Below are 19,212 nucleotides of genomic sequence, written 5' to 3'. Positions count from 1 at the left end.
CGGAAGCACCCGTGTCCGCAACCGGACAGCGAGCGACCTCCGCGCCAATCGAAGAGGTCCACCCCGCCATGCCCCAGAACACCCGTTATCGCCGCACGCTGACCAAGCACCACAAGATCGCGATCGCCGGTGTCGCCACGCTCGGCGCCGCCGCCATCGCCTTCTCCGCCGTTCCGGGCAACGCGCAGACCACCACCGCCGAGCCCGCCACGGGCCAGGTCGCCTACAGCTCCGAGCAGATCAAGGACGTCAAGGCCAGCGTCACCGACCAGCTCGCGAACGCCAGCCTCAAGGCCGAGGCCGTCGCGGCGAAGAAGAAGGCCGCAGCCGACGCCGCCGCCAAGGCCGCCGCGGCGAAGAAGGCCGCTGCCGCGAAGAAGGCCGCCGCCGAGGCCGCCGCGAAGAAGAAGGCCGAGCAGGCACGCAAGGCCAAGGAGGCCGCGAGCCGCTCCGCCGCCCGCGCCCAGGTCAAGAAGGTCGTGAAGAAGACCTACGCGAACAACCTCGACGGCTGGATCAAGGAAGCCCTCGACATCATGGACAAGCACAATATTCCGGGCACCTACAACGGCCTGTACCGGAACATCATGCGCGAGTCCTCGGGCAACCCGAACGCCATCAACAACTGGGACATCAACGCCCAGAACGGCGTCCCGTCGATCGGTCTGCTCCAGGTCATCAAGCCGACCTTCAACGCGTACCACGTCGCGGGCACCGCCTGGAGCCAGTACGACCCGGTCGCCAACCTGACCGCCGCCGCCAACTACGCGGCCGACCGGTACGGCTCGATCGACAACGTCAACAGCGCGTACTGAGGCCTGGCGCGGACCTCGTACGAACGCCGAAGGGCGGCACCTCCTGACGGGTGCCGCCCTTCGGGGTGTCCGGGAACTACTTGCGCATGACCTCGGGCTCGTGGCGGCGCAGGAAGCGGGCCACGAAGAAGCCGCAGACCACGCCGAGCACGATCAGGGCGACCATGTCCATGCCCCAGGCGCCGACCGTGTGCTCCCACAGCGGGTCGTTGCTGTCGCCCTTGGCCGGCGGGCTGATCTTGTTGAAGTCGAGCGTGGCACCCGCGGCCGCGACCGCCCAGCGCGACGGCATCAGGTAGGAGAGCTCGTTCACGCCGACCGAGTTGGCCAGCGGGAAGAGACAGCCGGTGAAGACGACCTGGACGATCGCGAACATGACCAGCAGCGGCATGGTCTTCTCGGCGGTCTTCACCAGGGCCGAGATGATCAGGCCGAACATCATGGCGGTGAAGCCCAGCGCCATGATCGGAATGCACAGCTCCAGCAGGATCTGGCTGCCGAGGATCAGGCCCTCGTCCGGGATCGTGCGGCTGGAGAAGCCGATGATGCCGACCATCAGGCCCTGGACCATGGTGATCAGTCCGAGCACGAACACCTTGGACATCAGGTACGCGGACCGGGACAGGCCGGTCGCGCGCTCCCGCTCGTAGATGACCCGTTCCTTGATCAGCTCACGGACGGAGTTGGCGGCGCCCGCGAAGCAGGCGCCCACCGCGAGGATCAGCAGGACGGTCAGAGCCGTGCCGTTGGCGACGGGCTGGCCGGTGTTCGGGTTGATCTCCGTGTTGACCAGAAGGTCCTTGCCGGAGTCGATGAGCAGGCTCACCGAGCCGAGGACGAGCGGCAGGATGATCGACAGGGCCAGGAAGCCCTTGTCGGACACGATCACGGAGGCGTAGCGGCGCACCAGCGTGCCGAACTGCGACATCCAGCCCTGCGGCTTGGGCGGCCTCATCGCCTGCATCGGCGGCATCTGTACGGACTGCGGAGCGATCGCGTCGATGTCCGCGGCGTACATCTGGTAGTGCTGCGAGCCCTTCCAGCGGCCCGCCCAGTCGTAGTCGCGGTAGTTCTCGAAGGCGGAGAAGACATCGGCCCAGCTGTCGTAGCCGAAGAAGTTCAGCGCCTCCTCCGGCGGACCGAAGTAGGCCACCGCGCCGCCCGGCGCCATCACCAGGAGCTTGTCGCAGATCGCCAGCTCGGCCACCGAGTGGGTGACGACGAGGACCGTACGGCCGTCGTCGGCGAGGCCGCGCAGCAGCTGCATGACATCGCGGTCCATGCCCGGGTCGAGGCCGGAGGTGGGCTCGTCCAGGAAGATCAGCGACGGCTTGGTGAGCAGCTCCAGGGCCACCGAGACACGCTTGCGCTGGCCACCGGAGAGGGAGGTGACCTTCTTCTCCTTGTGGATGTCCAGCTTCAGCTCGCGCAGCACCTCGTCGATGCGGGCCTCGCGCTCCTGCGCCGTGGTGTCGGCGGGGAAGCGCAGCTTGGCCGCGTACTTGAGGGCCTTCTTGACGGTCAGCTCCTTGTGCAGGATGTCGTCCTGCGGGACCAGACCGATGCGCTGGCGCAGCTCGGCGAACTGCTTGTACAGGTTCCGGTTGTCGTAGAGGACATCGCCCTGGTTGGCGGGGCGGTAGCCGGTGAGCGCCTTGAGCAGCGTCGACTTGCCGGAGCCGGACGGGCCGATGACCGCGATCAGGGACTTCTCGGGAACCCCGAAGGAGACGTCCTTGAGGATCTGCTTGCCGCCGTCGACCGTGACGGTCAGATGGCGGGCCGAGAAGGAGACCTCACCGGTGTCGACGAACTCCTCGAGCCGGTCGCCGACGATCCGGAACGTGGAGTGACCGACGCCGACGATGTCGGCCGGCCCGAGCAGCTGCGAGCCGCCCTTGGCGATCGGCTGACCGTTGACGTACGTGCCGTTGTGCGAGCCGAGGTCGCGGATCTCCATCCGGCCGTCGGGCGTCGAGTGGAACTCGGCGTGGTGACGGGAGACCTGGAGGTCCGAGACGACCAGCTCGTTCTCCAGGGCACGGCCGATGCGCATGACGCGGCCGATGGCGAACTGGTGGAACGTGGTCGGGCTGCGGTCACCGTAGACCGGCGGCGCCCCCGCACCGACGCCGGGACCTTGCTGCTGGGGGATGTTGTGCGCGGCCTGCTGCGGCTGTTGCCAGTCGGCCTGCGGGGCCTGATGCTGCGGCGGCGCCTGCTGGGCCCAGCCCGGGTTCGCGCCCTGCGCGGCGTACGGCTGCTGTTGCTGCGGCTGCGGCGCGGCGGAGGCCGCGGAGCCGGAGAGGCTCACGCGCGGGCCGTCGGTCGCGTTGCCCAGATGAACGGCCGAGCCCGGGCCGATCTCCAGCTGGTGGATCCGCTGGCCGGCCACGAACGTGCCGTTCGTGGAGCCGTGGTCCTCGATGGCCCAACTGCGGCCGCTCCAGCTGATCGTGGCATGCCGCCAGGAGACCCTGGCGTCATCCAGCACGATGTCACCCTGCGGATCGCGACCGAGGGTGTATGTCCTGGACGGATCGAGCGTCCAGGTTTGTCCATTCAATTCCAGTACGAGTTCCGGCACTCCATGCCCCACTGAGTAGTCCCCCGAGTTACGCCCCATCACAGGGAGTCTAGGGATGTCGAACATCGTCGGGAACTATTTCAGGCTCGGCCCCCTGACCGAAAGTCGGGCCTTGTGAAGACCACGCGCACACACCTCGACTGGTTCCGTTGACGGGGTTGAAACCGGCCCGGAGAGTGGTAATCCACGCGAGGGGGACATGCGCGGCGAGTTCGCCGCCTGCGGATCGGGGGGTCTGCCATGAGTGCGTCCGGGAACATCGAGCGTACGAGGGTGCCGTGGGTGGACGTCCTGCTGTCCGCGATCGCCGCGGTGAGCTGGGCGCTGATCGGCATGGCGGGCACGGCCGCGCTGGGCCTGCATCTGCTGGAGGCCGACTCGGCAGGCTCACTGGGCCCGATGACCGCGGCGGTGGTGGCACTCGGGGCGGGCGGTTCTGTCACACCCTCGGGGGATGTGTCCGCGTTCGGTCTCACGGGTGCGGAGGCGACGACGGCCATCGAGATCACGCCACTGGGCGTGAGCCTGGTCGGCGCGCTGCTGCTGTCGTGGTTCTTCCTACGGTCCCTGCGCGCGGCGGGAGTTGTGATCTCGCCGGCCGAACTCCTGGCGCGGGCGGGCGCGGTGGTCGCGCTGTTCGTGGCGATGCTCGGCGGTCTCGCCTGGGCGGGGCACGACGTCATCACCATCGACGGCGGCGCGCTCGGGCTCGACGACCTGCCCGGCGGGGGCGGTGGGGGCGGCGGGATCGAGATCCCCGGGCTCGGTGACGTCGGGGACATCGGTGGGCTGCTGCCCGACCAGATCGGCGACCTGATCGACGCCGAGGCGGCGGTCGGCTTCACCGTCGACACGGCGGCGACGCTGCTCGGCGGCCTGTGCTGGTCGGCCGGGATCCTGCTGATCGCCCTGCTGGCCTCGCGGCGCACTCCCCTGCCGGCCGGCTGGGGCGCCCTGCACCGTGTCGTGCGGCCCGCCGTGTCCGCCCTGGTCGGGGTGCTGGTGATGGCGGTCCTCGCGGGGTTCGCGGCGGCGGCGTACGCGCTGATCGGCGACGACAACCCCAAGCGCATCGCGGGTGCCGCGCTGCTGGGGGCGCCGAACGGGGTGTGGCTCGGTATCCCGATCGGCCTGTTCGTGCCGTGGGACGGCGAGGCGAGCGGTCCGCTGACGCAGTTCCTGCCCGATCCGCTGGACGACCTGCTGGTCGACTCCGACCGTGCCGTGACGCTGGGGCGGCTCGCGGAGCTGGACGGACGGGTGTGGCTGCTCGGGGTCGCCGCGGCCGTGATGATGCTGCTGGCGGGGGTCCTGACGGCCGTACGGACCCCGGTGGAGACCGGCACCCTCGGCTTCGCCGGGCGGTGCGCGCTACGGCTGGGCATCGCGACCGCACTCGCGCTGCCGCTGCTGGCGTGGCTGACGGAGGTGTCGGTGGACGCGTCCCTCGCGGTCCTCGGGGTCGACGCGTTCGACGCGGGCATCGAGCTGCACGGGCAGCTCGGGATGGCGCTGGTCCTCGGTGCCCTGTGGGGTGCGGCCGCGGGAGGCGCCGGTGCCTTCCTCGCCAGGACGACCGGGGCGGCGGGACAGGGGGCGGCAGCCTTGGCACTGGGTGACGCGGCGAAGGGGGCTGCGCCGGCCGATGGGGTGCGCTGGGAGGGCGGTGCTTCGGAGGCCGGTGAGCTTCCCTCGCAGTCCCCCGGAGTTCCCAGTCAGGCGACCGTACGCGGATCCGGCCCCTACGCCCCCGGTACGCCGTACCGGCCGCCGAATCCCGATACGAACCCCTACCTCCGGGTGCCCGAGGAACTGCGGGAGCCGGAGGATGCGGGGCCGCGGGGCTCGGAGGCGTCGTCCGCCGATGAGCCGGGCCGCGACGACAGCGATGTGTACGGGGCGCCCACCGTGGTCCGGCCGATGGACCCGCCGCCCCGGTCGCCGCGCAGGTCACCGGGTGCGCGGCCCGGTCGCGGGGCGTCGGAGCGTTCGGGCGAATGGTCGGGCGAGGGGCCCCCGCCACCCCCGCCTCCGCCGCCTCCCGCGCCGCCGCGGGGCCCCAAGAGGCGCGGCTGAGGCGCGCGGCCAAGGCACTCGGCTGAGGCACCTGACCTCGGTCCGCGGGGCATCGTGATCGTCTCGTAAGGCCCCCGCCACCGGGCCGACACCCAGTGTTCCCTGTCCGCTAGGCGGACCTCAGGGGCGGTAGGCACTGGGTGCCGGATACGGTGGAAGCACCATGAGCGCTTCGCAGACCTCCGACGTCCCCACACTTCTCGTCAAGATCTTCGGGAAGGACAGGCCGGGCATCACGGCCGGACTCTTCGACACCCTCGCCGCCTACTCCGTCGACGTGGTCGACATCGAGCAGGTCGTCACCCGTGGCCGGATCGTGTTGTGCGCGCTCGTCAGCGAGCCGCCGCGCGGCATGGAAGGGGATCTGCGGGCCACCGTCCACAGTTGGGCGGAGTCCATGAAGATGCAGGCCGAGATCATCTCCGGCCTGGGCGACAACCGGCCGCGCGGGCTGGGCCGTTCCCTGGTCACCGTGCTCGGCCATCCGCTCACCGCGGAGGCCACGGCCGCCATCGCCGCGAAGATCACGCACGCGGGCGGCAACATCGACCGTATCTTCCGACTCGCCAAGTACCCCGTGACGGCGGTCGAGTTCGCGGTGTCCGGCGTGGAGACCGAGCCGCTGCGCACGGCGCTGGTGACCGACGCGGCGAAGCTGGGCGTGGATGTCGCGGTCGTCGCGGCCGGTCTGCACCGGCGGGCCCAGCGCCTGGTCGTGATGGACGTGGACTCCACGCTCATCCAGGACGAGGTGATCGAGCTGTTCGCCGCGCACGCCGGGTGCGAGGACAAGGTCGCCGAGGTGACGGCGGCGGCGATGCGCGGGGAGCTGGACTTCGAGCAGTCGCTGCACGCGCGCGTGGCCCTGCTGGAGGGCCTGGACGCCTCGGTCGTGGACAAGGTGCGCAGCGAGGTACGGCTGACGCCGGGCGCGCGCACGCTGATCCGTACGCTGAAGCGGCTCGGTTACCAAGTCGGCGTCGTCTCGGGCGGGTTCACTCAGGTCACGGACGATCTGAAGGAACGTCTCGGGCTGGACTTCGCCCAGGCCAACACGCTGGAGATCGTCGACGGCAGGCTGACCGGCAGAGTCACCGGCGAGATCGTGGACCGGGCGGGCAAGGCACGGCTGCTGCGCCGGTTCGCCGCCGAGGCGGGCGTACCGCTGGCGCAGACGGTGGCGATCGGTGACGGTGCCAACGATCTGGACATGCTGAACGCGGCCGGTCTCGGGGTCGCCTTCAACGCCAAGCCGGTGGTCCGGGAGGCCGCGCACACCGCGGTGAACGTGCCCTTCCTGGACACGGTGCTGTATCTGCTGGGCGTCACCCGCGAAGAGGTCGAGGCCGCGGACATGCACGAGGACTGATCCCGCGCAGGCGGAGAAGGAGCCCGGTAGCGCGCCGGGCCCCTTTCGTCAGTCACGCCTCACACGGGTGGGGTCACTCCGAGGGCGCCCAGTAGTCGACCAGCGTGGCCACACCGGGTTCCAGGGACTTCCAGGAGCCCGAGTGGGTCAGGAGCGCGAAGGCGGCGGCCGGGAAGCCTCGGCGGTTGAGGCGTGTCTGGGCATCGCCCTCGGCCTCGCCGGAGAGGATGTCGGTGAGGCCGTGGACGCCGGGGTTGTGGCCGATCAGTACGACGTCCCGGACGTCGTCCGGGGTCTCGTTGAGCACGGCGATCAGCTCGCCGGGCGAGGCCTCGTAGATCCGCTCCTCGTAGACGGTTTTCGGCCGGTGCTGGAACTCGTGGACGGCGAGCTTCCAGGTCTCCCGGGTCCGGGTCGCGGTGGAGCACAGGGCCAGATCGAAGGCGATACCGGTGTCGGCGAGCTTGCGTCCGGCGACAGCGGCGTCCATGCGGCCCCGGTCGGCGAGCGGCCGCTCATGGTCGGACACCTGTGGCCAGTCGGCTTTCGCATGCCGGAAGAGGACAATCCTGCGGGGTTCTGCGACGCTCATAGGTCCCAGCTTCGCATGAAACAGGCCATGGGGCGCGGGTAGTTGACGGGCGGCCGCGCGGCTGCTCAGCGGGCCATCAGCTGCTGCACGTGCTCAAGGAGCCGGGTGATCGCCGGGTCGGCGGTCGCGGCATGGGCCTCGGCCGGGTCGAGTATCAGCACCAGCAGGGTGACGAAGGCGAGCACGGGCAGGGCGAGCGCCCACCACGGGAGCCGGATGTCGACGCCGCCCCGGTGTGCCGAGGGAGGCGGGGTGTGCGTAGGGGCCGACATGGGTGCCTCCGCGGTCTTCGAGTGGGCCGGTGGTCCGCCCGATCGCGGCCACATCTCGAAGGTACGGATTCCGGGAGCCCCAACCCATCCGGTGATCCACCCAGTTGACCCTGACACTCACCCCCTAGGGGATGGTGGGGCTAGCACCACCATCGTCGGTTCAGGGCGGGGTCAGGCGGGGCGGCCGGGCGGCGAATCAGGGCGAGGCGATCGTCGCGATGACGGCGATGATCACGAAGATGGCGAAGAACGCGCCGAAGACGAGCAGCATCTTCTTCTGGCCGTTCGGCGGGTTCGGGTCGAGCACTGGCATACGGCAAGTCTCGCACCCCGGACCACTGCCGAACCCGCCGGGGGCACCTGGGGCCCGTCGTTTGGACCAGTCCGGCGTCGCCCGGCCTGCACCGCTTCTTGCAGCCGGCCTGATCCAAACGACAGACCCTAGCGGGCCGCCTCCTCCTCGACCGTGCGGTTGCGGCCTGCCAGGACGCCCATCGCCATCTGCGGGATCATCAGCGCGGTCATGAGCGCGATCGGCAGCCCCCAGCCGCCGCTGTGCTGGTAGAGCACACCGACCAGGAGCGGGCCCGGGATGGAGATCAGATACCCGGTGCTCTGCGCGAAGGCGGACAGCTGGGCGACGCCCGCGCCGGTCCTGGCCCGCATCCCGACCATGGTCAGCGCCAGCGGGAAGGCGCAGTTGGAGATGCCGAGCAGCACGGCCCAGGCCCAGGCTCCGGCGGCGGGCGCGAAGTAGAGGCCGGCGTATCCGGCGAGGCCGCAGACGCCGAGGACGAGGGCGATCGGGCCCTGGTGGGGCAGCCGGGTGGCCACGCGCGGGATGACGAAGGCGAGCGGCACGCCCATCACCATGGTGACCGCCAGCAGCAGCCCGGCGGTGCTCGCGGGCACACCCGCGTCCCGGAAGATCTGCGCCATCCAGCCCATCGTGATGTAGGCGGCGGTGGCCTGGAGCCCGAAGAACACGGCGAGCGCCCACGCGGTACGGCTCCGGGTGATCCGCAGCGCGGGCACCCGCTCCCGCGCGGGCGCCTCGGCGGACGGCGCCCGCCGGTCCCGTACGAACGGGATCCACGGCAGTACGGCCGCCGCGGCCAGGGCCGCCCAGACCGCGAGCCCGGACTGCCAGTTCCCGCCGAGGGCGTCCGTCAGCGGCACGGTGACGGCCGCCGCGGTCGAGGTGCCGAGGGCGAGGGCCATCGAGTACAGGCCGGTCATGGTGCCGACACGGTCGGGGAACCAGCGCTTGACGATGACCGGCATCAGGACGTTGCTGACCGCGATGCCCATCAGGGCAAGGGCGCTGGCGACCAGGAAGGCGGGCGTGCTGCCGGCGTAGGGGCGGATCAGCAGTCCGGCCGTGATGGCGACCATGCCGGCGCAGACGACGGCGCCCGGTCCGAAGCGGCGGGCCAGCCGGGGTGCCATGACGCCGAAGACGGCGAAGCAGAGCGGAGGCACAGAGGTGAGCACCCCGGCGACGCTGCCGCTCATGCCCAGGCCGTCGCGGACCTCCTCCAGGAGGGCGCCGAGGCTGGTGATGGCGGGGCGGAGGTTGAGCGCGGCCAGCACGATGCCGAGGACGATCAGTCGCGTCGTCCACGCGCGCGTGCCGGACGCCGGGGACGCGTCGGTCGCCGCGGCCGGGCCGCGCATCGTCGTGGAACTCGCTGTCCGGGTTTCCTCGCTCACCATGGCGCCCATCATAGAATCATAGGATGAATGTTTGTCCATGCCCCCGCTCCATCGGGCGGACCGCCCTGTGCGAAGGTGTGCCATGCCCCTGAGCCATCCACGCCGTTCGGCACTGTCCGAGCAGGTCATCGCGGCGCTGCGGAACCAGATCACCTCGGGCGAGTGGCCGGTCGGCGCCCGCATCCCGACCGAGCCGGAGCTGGTCGAGCAGCTGGGTGTCGCCCGCAACACGGTCCGGGAGGCCGTCCGGGCCCTCGCCCACAACGGCCTGCTGGACATCCGCCAGGGCTCGGGCACCTATGTCGTGGCCACCAGTGAGCTGGCCGGGGTGATGCACCGCCGTTTCGCCGACGCCCACCCCCGGCACATCGCGGAGCTGCGGTCCACGCTGGAGTCGGGCGCCGCGAAGCTGGCCGCCGAGCGGCGCACCGAGAAGGACCTCAAGCAGCTCGACGCGCTCCTGGCGCGGCGGGAGGAGGCCTGGGCCTCGGGCGACGCGGAGGCGTTCGTGGCGGCCGACGCCACCTTCCATCTGGCGGTGGTGGCGGCGTCCCACAACGACGCGATGACGGCGATGTACGCGGACCTGGGCGAGGTGCTGCGGGACTGGCTGCGCGAGGACGTCGGCGCGGAGCTGACGCCGGAGACGTACATGGACCACACGCGGCTGCTGGACGCCATCCGCGCGGGCGACGCGGCCACGGCCGCCGAGGAGGCGGCCGGTTATCCGTTCCAGTGCCGCCCGGGAAAGTTCAGCCCTTCTGGTGGCTGACCCACACCGAGCGAACCTCCTTCCAGCAGCGCCCGGTGAGCCGTACGGTCGCCGCCGGGCCGGTGTCGACCGGGGGGCTGTCGGTGTCGAGGTCCCACCAGCGGTCGCACTCGATGTGCAGGCGTACGCGGTCCATGTCGGCGTAGGGGTTGTGGCAGTGGGCGACCACATGGGAGCCCTGCACGCGCGTGCGGCACTCGGAGCCGAAGGGCTCCGGCGAGGGGGACTCCACGCGTGCGTGGGGGCTGGCCTGGTACGGCAGGCACATCATGAGAGCGACGGCGACGGTCACTGGGGCGAGGCTGCGGGGCAGACGCACAAGGGGACCTCCTCGGCCGTGCTGGGGAGGGAAACGGGCGCGGTGAACGCCTAGTCAAGAGTGCGCAGTCGCGGTGCCGCTCCGCCCAATCGACTAGGCCGAACGAGCGACACCCGGCGAAACGCGCCTGAGGGCCCCGCACCAGCAAGGTGCGGGGCCCTCAGGGTCGGCCGAGGCCGAGCGGCAGCGTCAGGCGCCGATGGCGTGCAGACCGCCGTCGACGTGGACGATCTCGCCGGTGGTCTTCGGGAACCAGTCGCTCAGCAGGGCGACGACACCGCGGCCGGCCGGCTCCGGGTCCTTCAGGTCCCACTCCAGCGGGGAGCGGCTGTCCCACACGGAGGCCAGCTCGGCGAAGCCCGGGATGGACTTGGCGGCCATCGAGCCGAGCGGGCCCGCGGAGACGAGGTTGCAGCGGATGTTCTGCTTGCCCAGGTCGCGGGCCATGTAGCGGTTGGTGGCCTCCAGGGCCGCCTTGGCCGGGCCCATCCAGTCGTACTGCGGCCAGGCGAACTGGGCGTCGAAGGTGAGGCCGACGACCGCGCCGCCGTTCTGCATCAGCGGCAGGCAGGCCATGGTCAGCGACTTCAGGGAGTACGCCGAGACGTGCATGGCGGTGGCGACCGACTCGAACGGGGTGTTCAGGAAGTTGCCGCCGAGCGCGTCCTGCGGGGCGAAGCCGATGGAGTGGACGACGCCGTCGAGGCCGCCCAGCTCCTCGCCCACGACGTCGGCGAGCCGGCCCAGGTGCTCGTCGTTGGTGACGTCGAGCTCGATGACCTTGGTGGGCTTGGGCAGCTTCTTGGCGATGCGCTCGGTCAGCGTGGGCCGCGGGAAGGCGGTCAGGATGATCTCGGCGCCCTGCTCCTGGGCCAGCTTGGCGGTGTGGAAGGCGATCGATGCCTCCGTCAGCACACCCGTGATCAGGATGCGCTTGCCCTCGAGAATTCCGCTCATGGTGATCAGTGACCCATTCCCAGTCCGCCGTCAACAGGGATGACGGCTCCAGTGATGTACGAGGCGTCGTCGGAGGCGAGGAACCGCACCGTCGCGGCGATCTCTTCCGGCTGGGCGTAGCGTCCGAGCGGTACCCCGGCGAGGATGCCGGCGCGCTGCTCGTCGGTGAGCGCCTTGGTCATGTCGGTGTCGACAAAGCCGGGCGCGACGACGTTGAAGGTGATGTTGCGCGAGCCCAGCTCTCGGGCGAGGGAGCGCGCGAAGCCGACAAGGGCGGCCTTGGAAGCGGCGTAGTTCGCCTGCCCCGGGGAGCCGAGCAGGCCGACCACGGACGAGATCAGGACGACGCGGCCCTTCTTGGCGCGCAGCATGCCGCGGTTGGCGCGCTTGACGACGCGGAAGGTGCCCGTGAGGTTGGTGTCGATGACCGAGGTGAAGTCCTCCTCGGACATGCGCATCAGGAGCTGATCCTTGGTGACGCCGGCGTTGGCGACGAGGATCTCGACGGGGCCGTGCTCGGCCTCGATCTCCTTGTAGGCCTGCTCCACCTGCTCGGGGTCGGTGATGTCGCACTTGACGGCGAGGAAGCCGGCCGGCGGCTCACCCGAGCGGTATGTGATGGCGACCTTGTCGCCGGCGTCGGCGAATGCGCGGGCGATGGCGAGGCCGATGCCCCGGTTGCCTCCGGTGACGAGAACCGAGCGGCTCAACGGATCACCCTTTCGATAGCGGTCTGACACACCCGCCCGAACACCTGGATGACAGGCGGCTTCCCCGGAAATCTATCGGGCTCGGGGCGCACGCGGAGAAGCGGGCACCGACAGTGGCTTGCGGGAGTCACTGTCGGGTCCCTACAGAACCGAACCGGCCGCGGCTCGCAAACGTGTGGTCCGCGGCCCCACGCTCGCGACATGATCGGAGCGACCACGGTAACGGCGACAGGAAGAGATCCAGGTGCCTCATACCATCGACGAGTCCTTCACGGCACTCCCCCTACGCGCTCTGGCGGACGCCGCGCTGGCACGCGCGCGTGCGCTCGGCGCCGAGCACGCCGACTTCCGGTTCGAGCGGGTGCGCAGCGCGTCCTGGCGGCTCAGGGACGCCAAGCCCGCGGGCTCCTCGGACACCACGGACCTCGGCTACGCGGTGCGTGTCGTGCACGGCGGGACCTGGGGTTTCGCCTCGGGTGTGGATCTGACCATGGACGCGGCGGCCAAGGTGGCCTCGCAAGCCGTGGCGATGGCGAAGCTGTCCGCGCAGGTCATCAAGGCGGCGGGGTCCGAGGAGCGGGTGGAGCTGGCCGCCGAGCCGGTGCACGCCGAGAAGACGTGGATCTCGTCGTACGAGATCGATCCGTTCACCGTGCCCGACGAGGAGAAGGCGGGGCTGCTCGCCGAGTGGAGCACGCGGCTGCTGGCGGCGGACGGGGTGAACCACGTCGACGCCTCGCTGCTCACCGTCCACGAGAACAAGTTCTACGCCGACACCGCCGGGACCGTGACCACTCAGCAGCGGGTTCGGCTGCACCCGCAGCTGACCGCCGTGTCGGTCGACGAGTCCAGCGGTGAGTTCGACTCCATGCGCACCATCGCGCCGCCCGTCGGACGCGGCTGGGAGTACCTCAGGGGCACCGGCTGGGACTGGGAGAGCGAGCTGGCGCAGATCCCGGAGCTGCTCGCCGAGAAGATGCGCGCGCCGAGCGTCGAGGCGGGCGTCTACGACCTGGTCGTGGACCCCTCCAACCTGTGGCTGACCATCCACGAGTCCATCGGACACGCCACCGAGCTGGACCGCGCCCTCGGCTACGAGGCCGCCTACGCGGGGACCTCCTTCGCCACCTTCGACCAGCTCGGCAAGCTCAAGTACGGCTCCGAGCTGATGAACGTCACCGGTGACCGCACCGCCGAGCACGGCCTGGCGACCATCGGCTACGACGACGAGGGCGTCGAGGGCCAGACCTGGGACCTGGTGAAGGACGGCACGCTGGTCGGCTACCAGCTGGACCGGCGGATCGCGAAGCTGACCGGGTTCGAGCGGTCCAACGGCTGCGCGTTCGCCGACTCTCCCGGCCATGTGCCCGTGCAGCGCATGGCGAACGTCTCCCTTCAGCCGGATCCGGCCGGGATGTCGACCGAGGACCTCATCGGGGGCGTCGAGCGCGGCATCTACGTCGTCGGGGACCGGTCCTGGTCCATCGACATGCAGCGCTACAACTTCCAGTTCACCGGCCAGCGGTTCTTCCGGATCGAGAACGGCCGGATCGCCGGTCAGCTGCGGGACGTCGCCTACCAGGCGACCACCACCGACTTCTGGGGCTCCATGGCGGCCGTCGGCGGCCCGGGGACCTACGTCCTGGGCGGCGCCTTCAACTGCGGCAAGGCCCAGCCGGGCCAGGTCGCGGCGGTCTCGCACGGCTGCCCGTCGGCCCTGTTCCGGAGCGTCAACATCCTCAACACCACGCAGGAGGCCGGTCGATGAACAAGCCGCACGAGATCGTCGAGCGGGCCCTTGAGCTGTCCCGCGCGGACGGCTGTGTCGTCATCGCCGACGAGCAGTCCACCGCCAACCTGCGCTGGGCGGGCAACGCGCTGACCACCAACGGCGTCACGCGCGGGCGCACGCTCACCGTCGTCGCCACCGTCGACGGCAAGGAGGGCACGGCCTCCGGCGTCGTCACCCGCGCCGCGGTGACCGCGGACGAGCTGGAGCCCCTGGTGCGGGCCGCCGAGGCCGCCGCGCGCGGTGCCGGGCCCGCCGAGGACGCGCAGCCGCTGGTGACCGACGTGGCGGTGTCACCGGAGTTCACCGAGGCCCCGGCCGAGACGTCCTCCGCGGTGTTCGCCGACTTCGCCCCGGCGCTCGGCGAGGCGTTCGCACGCGCGCGGGCGGGCGGACGCGAGCTGTACGGCTTCGCCAACCACGAGCTGGTCTCGTCCTACATCGGTACGTCGACCGGACTGCGCCTGCGCCACGACCAGCCGAACGGGACGCTGGAACTGAACGCCAAGTCCCCGGACCGCACCCGCTCGGCCTGGGCCGGCCGCTCCACCCGCGACTTCAAGGACGTCGACCCCGCCGCGCTCGACGCCGAGCTGGCCGTACGCCTCGGCTGGGCCGAGCGCAGGATCGAGCTGCCCGCCGGGCGGTACGAGACGCTGCTGCCGCCGACCGCCGTCGCGGATCTGCTGATCTACCAGATGTGGTCGGCGTCGGGCCGGGACGCGGCCGAGGGCCGCACCGTGTTCTCCAAGCCGGGCGGCGGTACCCGGGTCGGCGACAAGCTGACCGAACTGCCGCTGACCCTGCGCAGCGACCCGAACGAGCCGGGCCTGGAGTCCGCGCCGTTCGTGCTGGCGCACGCCTCCGGGGGCGACTCGTCGGTGTTCGACAACGGGCTGCCGCTCACCGCCACCGAATGGATCCGCGAGGGCGAGCTCCAGCACCTGCTCACCAGTCGGCACAGCGCCGGTCTGACCGGGCTGCCGGTGGCGCCCGGCATCGACAACCTGGTGCTGGACGGCGGTGGCGAGCGCTCGCTGGACGAGATGGTGGCGAACACCGAGCGCGGGTTGCTGCTGACCTGCCTGTGGTACATCCGCGAGGTGGACCCGGCGACGCTGCTGCTGACCGGGCTGACCCGGGACGGCGTGTACCTGGTGGAGAACGGCGAGGTGACCGGAGAGGTCAACAACTTCCGGTTCAACGAGTCGCCGGTGGACCTGCTGGGCCGGGCCACCGAGGCCGGGCGCACCGAAAAGACGCTGCCCCGGGAGTGGAGCGACTGGTTCACTAGGGCCGCGATGCCGGCGCTGCGGGTGCCGGACTTCAATATGAGCTCTGTCAGTCAGGGCGTATAACCTCGTACCTGACCCGGAGCACTCTGAAGGAGATACGAGAACCGTGACGGACATCGTCGACGAGCTGAAGTGGCGCGGCCTGTGGGCCCTGTCCACTGACGAGGACGCTTTGCGCAAGGCGCTCGCGGACGGTCCCGTCACGTTCTATTGCGGTTTCGACCCGACCGCGGCCAGCCTGCACGTCGGTCACCTGGTGCAGGTCCTGACCATGCGCCGGCTCCAGCAGGCGGGCCTGCGCCCGCTGGCCCTGGTCGGCGGCGCCACCGGCCAGATCGGCGACCCGCGCCCGACCGCCGAGCGCACCCTGAACGACCCGGAGACGGTCGCGAACTGGGTGACCCGGCTGCGCGCGCAGATCGAGCCGTTCCTGTCCTTCGAGGGCGAGAACGCCGCGGTCATGGTCAACAACCTGGACTGGACGGCCGGGATGTCGGCCATCGAGTTCCTGCGGGACATCGGCAAGCACTTCCGCGTCAACAAGATGCTGACCAAGGACTCCGTCGCCCGGCGGCTGGAGTCCCAGGAGGGCATCAGCTACACGGAGTTCAGCTACCAGCTGCTCCAGGGCATGGACTTCCTCGAGCTGTACCGCCGGTACGGCTGCACGCTCCAGCAGGGCGGCAGCGACCAGTGGGGCAACCTCACGGCGGGTCTCGACCTGATCCACCGGCTGGAGCCGCATGCCTCGGTGCACTGTCTGGCGACGCCGCTGATGGTGAAGGCGGACGGCACCAAGTTCGGCAAGACCGAGGGCGGCGCCGTCTGGCTCGACCCGGAGATGACGACGCCGTACGCGTTCTACCAGTTCTGGCTGAACGTGGACGACCGGGACATCTCGACGTACATGCGCATCCTGTCCTTCAAGTCCCGCGCGGAGCTGGAGGAGCTGGAGAGGCAGACCGAGGAGCGGCCGCAGGCGCGGGCCGCGCAGCGGGCGCTGGCCGAGGAGCTGACGACGCTGGTGCACGGCGCCGACCAGACGGCCGCGGTGATCGCCGCGAGCCGTGCGCTGTTCGGGCAGGGCGAGCTGGCGGAGCTGGACGACCGGACCCTGCGGGCGGCCCTGTCCGAGGTGCCGCACATCCAGGTCGCCGAGCTGGGCCCGGTGGTCGATCTGTTCGCCGAGGTGGAGCTGGTGGCCAGCAAGTCGGCCGCCCGCCGGACCATCAAGGAGGGCGGGGCCTACGTGAACAACGTGAAGGTGACCGCGGAGGACGCCGTCCCGGAGACCGGAGATCTGCTGCACGGGCGGTGGCTGGTGCTGCGCCGGGGCAAGAAGAACCTGGCGGCGGTCGAGGTCACCGGCAGCTGAGCGCACCGAAGGGGGCGGCTCTCCACGGGGAGGGCCGCCCCCTTCGTCGTACTCCCGTTCAGGTCTGCATCTTCTTCTTGCCCAGCGTCGCCATGTACGCCATGTCCCCCACTCCCACGATGATGATCGCCGCGATGAGCTGGAAGACGTGTCGGCTCCAGTCGATGCCGGAGGTCTCGTCGACCCCGGTCGCACGGGCAATGGCGTTGCCGACGATGGCGCCGAGCATGCCGAAGATGGTGGTCAGCCAGAGGGGGCTGTGCTGCTTGCCGGGCAGGATCGCCTTGGCGATCAGACCGAGCACGAATCCCACGATGATCGCCCACAACCAGCCCATGGCTGCCTCCTTGTACGGCTCGACGCGAGCAGTACGCCCAGTCTTGGGCTGCTTCCTCTACGTCGCATGCCGGGTGCGCCCGTACGCGGGACGGCCGAGGTCCGCTCGCCCGTGGGGAAGGTGACCCGGTCTCGTAGGGAGCGCAGGCCAGGCGTAACGTGGAAGGTGTCCGGGCCCGGCTCCCCGACCGGGGGCGGTCCGGGTGCGGGCAGGGGAGAGTCCGATGCGGGCGGATGGTGGAATGTGATGCGGAAGCAGCACGACGCGGGCAACGCCCAGGTATTCCGGATCACCGGAGCCAGGACGGGCCTCCAGGAGGATGTACGCGGGCGCCAGCGCCGGTACGTCATCTCGATGTCGGTCCGTACGCTGTCGGTGATCCTCGCCGCGACCCTGTGGAACGTCGAACGGCACGTGGCCATCGTGGCGTTGGTGCTCGGCGCGATCCTGCCGTACATCGCGGTGGTGATCGCCAACGCCGGGCGGGAGAACGCACCCGGGCTTCCTTCCACTTTCGTGGGCACACCGGCCCGTCCGATGATTGCGGGACCGAGGGCAGACGAGCCCTTCGCGGAACCCGTCCCGGAAGACGTCGCGGCCGATCCGGCGGCGAGTGCGGCCGGCGAAACACATGACCGGAAATGACCTTGGCGGCGGCCTAGCAAACGGAACCCACCTCCGCACCAAGCTCAAGAAAAGCTCAGATCAATAGTGTTGTTCCGGTGCCGGGCGGCGGGTGACCCATGACATACTTCGTAGGCGCTCCGCATCCCCCGTCGGAGCGACGGACCGACGCCGGGCAGCTCCCCCCGTGGCTGCTCGGCGTCGCCTTTTTGTGGACCTTGTGAGACGAATCCGTGAGTGACGAGACGCCGATCTGTTCCGCCAAGGGCTGCCGGACCGCCGCCGAGTGGGTGCTGGCCTGGAACAACCCCAAGATCCATACGCCGGAGCGGCGGAAGACCTGGCTGGCCTGCGAGGAACACCGGGAGCATCTCTCCCAGTTCCTGGGTGTTCGGGGCTTTCTGAAGGACGTCGTGAAGTTCTCGGAGTGGGAAGAGCCGAGCACGCCGTAGCCGGATACCGGCCGTACGGTTTCAGCCGTACCTCTCAGCCGCCGATCGCGGACATCGGGCGGTCCGGCTGGACGAAGCTCGGGTCGTCCAGGCCCGCTCCGGCCTTCTTGCCCCACATCGCCAGGCGCCAGATCCGGGCTATCTCCTCGTCGGGTGCGCCGGAGCGCAGGGCGGCGCGCAGGTCGGTCTCCTCGCGGGCGAACAGACAGGTGCGTACCTGGCCGTCGGCGGTGAGGCGGGTGCGGTCGCAGGCCGAGCAGAACGGCCGGGTGACGGAGGCGATGACGCCGACGCGGTGCGGGCCGCCGTCCACGATCCAGCGCTCGGCGGGGGCCGAGCCGCGCTCGTCGGAGCCCTCGGGGGTCAGCTCGAAGCGGGTGCGCAGGGAGGTCAGGATGTCGCCGGCGGTGATCATGCCGTCGCGCTTCCAGCCGTGCTGGGCGTCCAGCGGCATCTGCTCGATGAACCGCAGTTCGTAGGCGTGCTCCACGGCCCAGGCGAGGAGGTCGGGGGCCTCGTCGTCGTTCAGGCCCGGCATCAGCACGGTGTTGATCTTGACCGGCGTGAGTCCGGCGTCGCGGGCGGCTTCCAGGCCCTCGATGACGTCCTTGTGGCGGTCGCGGCGGGTGAGGGTCTTGAAGACGTCCGGACGAAGGGTGTCCAGGGAGACATTGACCCGGTCCAGGCCTGCGTCCTTCAGGGCCGCGGCGGTGCGCTTGAGGCCGATGCCATTGGTGGTCAGGGACATCTGGGGGCGGGGGGTGAGGGCCGCGACGCGCTCGACGATGCCGACCAGGCCGGGCCGGAGCAGGGGCTCGCCGCCGGTGAAGCGGACCTCGGTGATGCCGAGGGTGGTGACCGCTATGTCGATCAGACGGACGATCTCGTCGTCCGTGAGGAGGTCGGGCTTGGCCAGCCACTGCAAGCCTTCCTCGGGCATGCAGTAGGTGCATCGCAGATTGCAGCGGTCGGTGAGCGAGACCCTCAGGTCGGTGGCCACCCGGCCGTAGGTGTCGATGAGCACGTGGGCCCCCTCGCGGAACACTCGTTTCCCGTCACTTGTGAGCCTACGTGACGCCACCGACATCAACAGAGCCGGATCCCACGAGGAACGGCGCGGCCGCGTCGTAGATCCCTACGACGCGGCCGCTCGGG

General features: G+C 70.4%; 19 protein-coding genes. 9 read left to right on the top strand and 10 right to left on the bottom strand.

Going from position 1 to position 19,212, the window contains the following annotated elements:
• The first annotated feature begins 68 nt into the window (after positions 1-68).
• Positions 69-815 (top strand): transglycosylase SLT domain-containing protein, encoded by a 747-nt coding sequence (locus BN159_RS33325; RefSeq protein ID WP_015661441.1) that lies wholly within the window; start codon positions 69-71, stop codon positions 813-815.
• A 76-nt stretch (positions 816-891) separates the two neighbouring features.
• On the opposite strand, the gene BN159_RS33320 is transcribed toward BN159_RS33325, so the two are convergent.
• Positions 892-3,402: an ABC transporter ATP-binding protein/permease gene (locus tag BN159_RS33320; protein ID WP_041820193.1), complete on the bottom strand. Its 2,511-nt coding sequence runs from the start codon at positions 3,400-3,402 to the stop codon at positions 892-894.
• 240 nt (positions 3,403-3,642) lie between these two features.
• Between BN159_RS33320 and BN159_RS33315 the strand changes: the two genes are divergently transcribed.
• Together BN159_RS33315 and serB are read left to right on the top strand one after the other, a co-directional pair.
• Positions 3,643-5,478, top strand: a complete 1,836-nt coding sequence (locus tag BN159_RS33315) for a streptophobe family protein (RefSeq protein ID WP_015661439.1) — start codon at positions 3,643-3,645, stop codon at positions 5,476-5,478.
• Between the two features lie 163 nt (positions 5,479-5,641).
• Complete coding sequence (serB, locus tag BN159_RS33310; RefSeq protein ID WP_015661438.1) at positions 5,642-6,847, top strand: phosphoserine phosphatase SerB; 1,206 nt, start codon at positions 5,642-5,644, stop codon at positions 6,845-6,847.
• A 73-nt stretch (positions 6,848-6,920) separates the two neighbouring features.
• On the opposite strand, the gene BN159_RS33305 is transcribed toward serB, so the two are convergent.
• From BN159_RS33305 to BN159_RS33295, 4 genes are all read right to left on the bottom strand, one after another.
• Complete coding sequence (locus BN159_RS33305) at positions 6,921-7,439, bottom strand: SixA phosphatase family protein (protein WP_015661437.1); 519 nt, start codon at positions 7,437-7,439, stop codon at positions 6,921-6,923.
• A 65-nt stretch (positions 7,440-7,504) separates the two neighbouring features.
• Positions 7,505-7,711, bottom strand: coding sequence for a hypothetical protein (locus BN159_RS33300; protein WP_015661436.1), 207 nt, complete (start codon positions 7,709-7,711; stop codon positions 7,505-7,507).
• A gap of 196 nt (positions 7,712-7,907) precedes the next feature.
• A complete protein-coding gene (locus BN159_RS47505; RefSeq protein ID WP_015661435.1) occupies positions 7,908-8,024 on the bottom strand; it encodes an SGM_5486 family transporter-associated protein in 117 nt (38 codons plus the stop codon).
• 128 nt (positions 8,025-8,152) lie between these two features.
• Complete coding sequence (locus tag BN159_RS33295; protein ID WP_041820190.1) at positions 8,153-9,439, bottom strand: CynX/NimT family MFS transporter; 1,287 nt, start codon at positions 9,437-9,439, stop codon at positions 8,153-8,155.
• Between the two features lie 70 nt (positions 9,440-9,509).
• Here BN159_RS33295 and BN159_RS33290 point away from each other — a divergent pair, with 70 nt between their 5' ends.
• Positions 9,510-10,199, top strand: coding sequence for a FadR/GntR family transcriptional regulator (locus BN159_RS33290; protein ID WP_015661433.1), 690 nt, complete (start codon positions 9,510-9,512; stop codon positions 10,197-10,199).
• Here BN159_RS33290 and BN159_RS33285 read toward each other — a convergent pair.
• The 3 genes from BN159_RS33285 to fabG form a co-directional block, all read right to left on the bottom strand.
• A complete protein-coding gene (locus BN159_RS33285; protein WP_015661432.1) occupies positions 10,180-10,518 on the bottom strand; it encodes a hypothetical protein in 339 nt (112 codons plus the stop codon). The two genes, BN159_RS33290 and BN159_RS33285, sit on opposite strands and share 20 nt — an antisense overlap.
• A 189-nt stretch (positions 10,519-10,707) precedes the next feature.
• Entirely contained in the window at positions 10,708-11,475 is a 768-nt protein-coding gene (gene fabI / locus BN159_RS33280) for an enoyl-ACP reductase FabI (protein WP_015661431.1), read from the bottom strand.
• Positions 11,476-11,480: 5 nt separating this feature from the next.
• Complete coding sequence (fabG, locus tag BN159_RS33275; protein ID WP_015661430.1) at positions 11,481-12,185, bottom strand: 3-oxoacyl-[acyl-carrier-protein] reductase; 705 nt, start codon at positions 12,183-12,185, stop codon at positions 11,481-11,483.
• 244 nt (positions 12,186-12,429) lie between these two features.
• Here fabG and BN159_RS33270 point away from each other — a divergent pair, with 244 nt between their 5' ends.
• The 3 genes from BN159_RS33270 to tyrS are packed head-to-tail and all read left to right on the top strand — an operon-like array spanning position 12,430 to position 16,644.
• Positions 12,430-13,953: a TldD/PmbA family protein gene (locus tag BN159_RS33270; RefSeq protein ID WP_015661429.1), complete on the top strand. Its 1,524-nt coding sequence runs from the start codon at positions 12,430-12,432 to the stop codon at positions 13,951-13,953.
• On the top strand, positions 13,950-15,332 hold the full coding sequence (locus BN159_RS33265; RefSeq protein ID WP_015661428.1) for a metallopeptidase TldD-related protein: 1,383 nt from the start codon (positions 13,950-13,952) through the stop codon (positions 15,330-15,332). Before BN159_RS33270 ends, BN159_RS33265 begins: the two co-directional genes overlap by 4 nt.
• A 43-nt stretch (positions 15,333-15,375) precedes the next feature.
• On the top strand, positions 15,376-16,644 hold the full coding sequence (gene tyrS, locus BN159_RS33260) for a tyrosine--tRNA ligase (protein WP_015661427.1): 1,269 nt from the start codon (positions 15,376-15,378) through the stop codon (positions 16,642-16,644).
• 58 nt (positions 16,645-16,702) lie between these two features.
• On the opposite strand, the gene BN159_RS33255 is transcribed toward tyrS, so the two are convergent.
• On the bottom strand, positions 16,703-16,981 hold the full coding sequence (locus BN159_RS33255) for a GlsB/YeaQ/YmgE family stress response membrane protein (protein WP_015661426.1): 279 nt from the start codon (positions 16,979-16,981) through the stop codon (positions 16,703-16,705).
• Positions 16,982-17,227: 246 nt separating this feature from the next.
• Here BN159_RS33255 and BN159_RS33250 point away from each other — a divergent pair, with 246 nt between their 5' ends.
• Together BN159_RS33250 and BN159_RS33245 are read left to right on the top strand one after the other, a co-directional pair.
• On the top strand, positions 17,228-17,626 hold the full coding sequence (locus BN159_RS33250) for a DUF3099 domain-containing protein (RefSeq protein ID WP_015661425.1): 399 nt from the start codon (positions 17,228-17,230) through the stop codon (positions 17,624-17,626).
• 212 nt (positions 17,627-17,838) lie between these two features.
• Positions 17,839-18,057, top strand: coding sequence for a hypothetical protein (locus BN159_RS33245; protein ID WP_015661424.1), 219 nt, complete (start codon positions 17,839-17,841; stop codon positions 18,055-18,057).
• Positions 18,058-18,091: 34 nt separating this feature from the next.
• On the opposite strand, the gene moaA is transcribed toward BN159_RS33245, so the two are convergent.
• On the bottom strand, positions 18,092-19,081 hold the full coding sequence (moaA, locus tag BN159_RS33240) for a GTP 3',8-cyclase MoaA (RefSeq protein ID WP_041822086.1): 990 nt from the start codon (positions 19,079-19,081) through the stop codon (positions 18,092-18,094).
• Between the last annotated feature and the right edge of the window lie 131 nt (positions 19,082-19,212).

It is taken from the genome of Streptomyces davaonensis JCM 4913 (genome assembly GCF_000349325.1).
GTDB lineage: Bacteria > Actinomycetota > Actinomycetes > Streptomycetales > Streptomycetaceae > Streptomyces > Streptomyces davaonensis.
The sequence above is the reverse complement of the archived record's forward strand: the minus strand, read 5'-3'. Positions and strand labels throughout refer to the sequence as shown.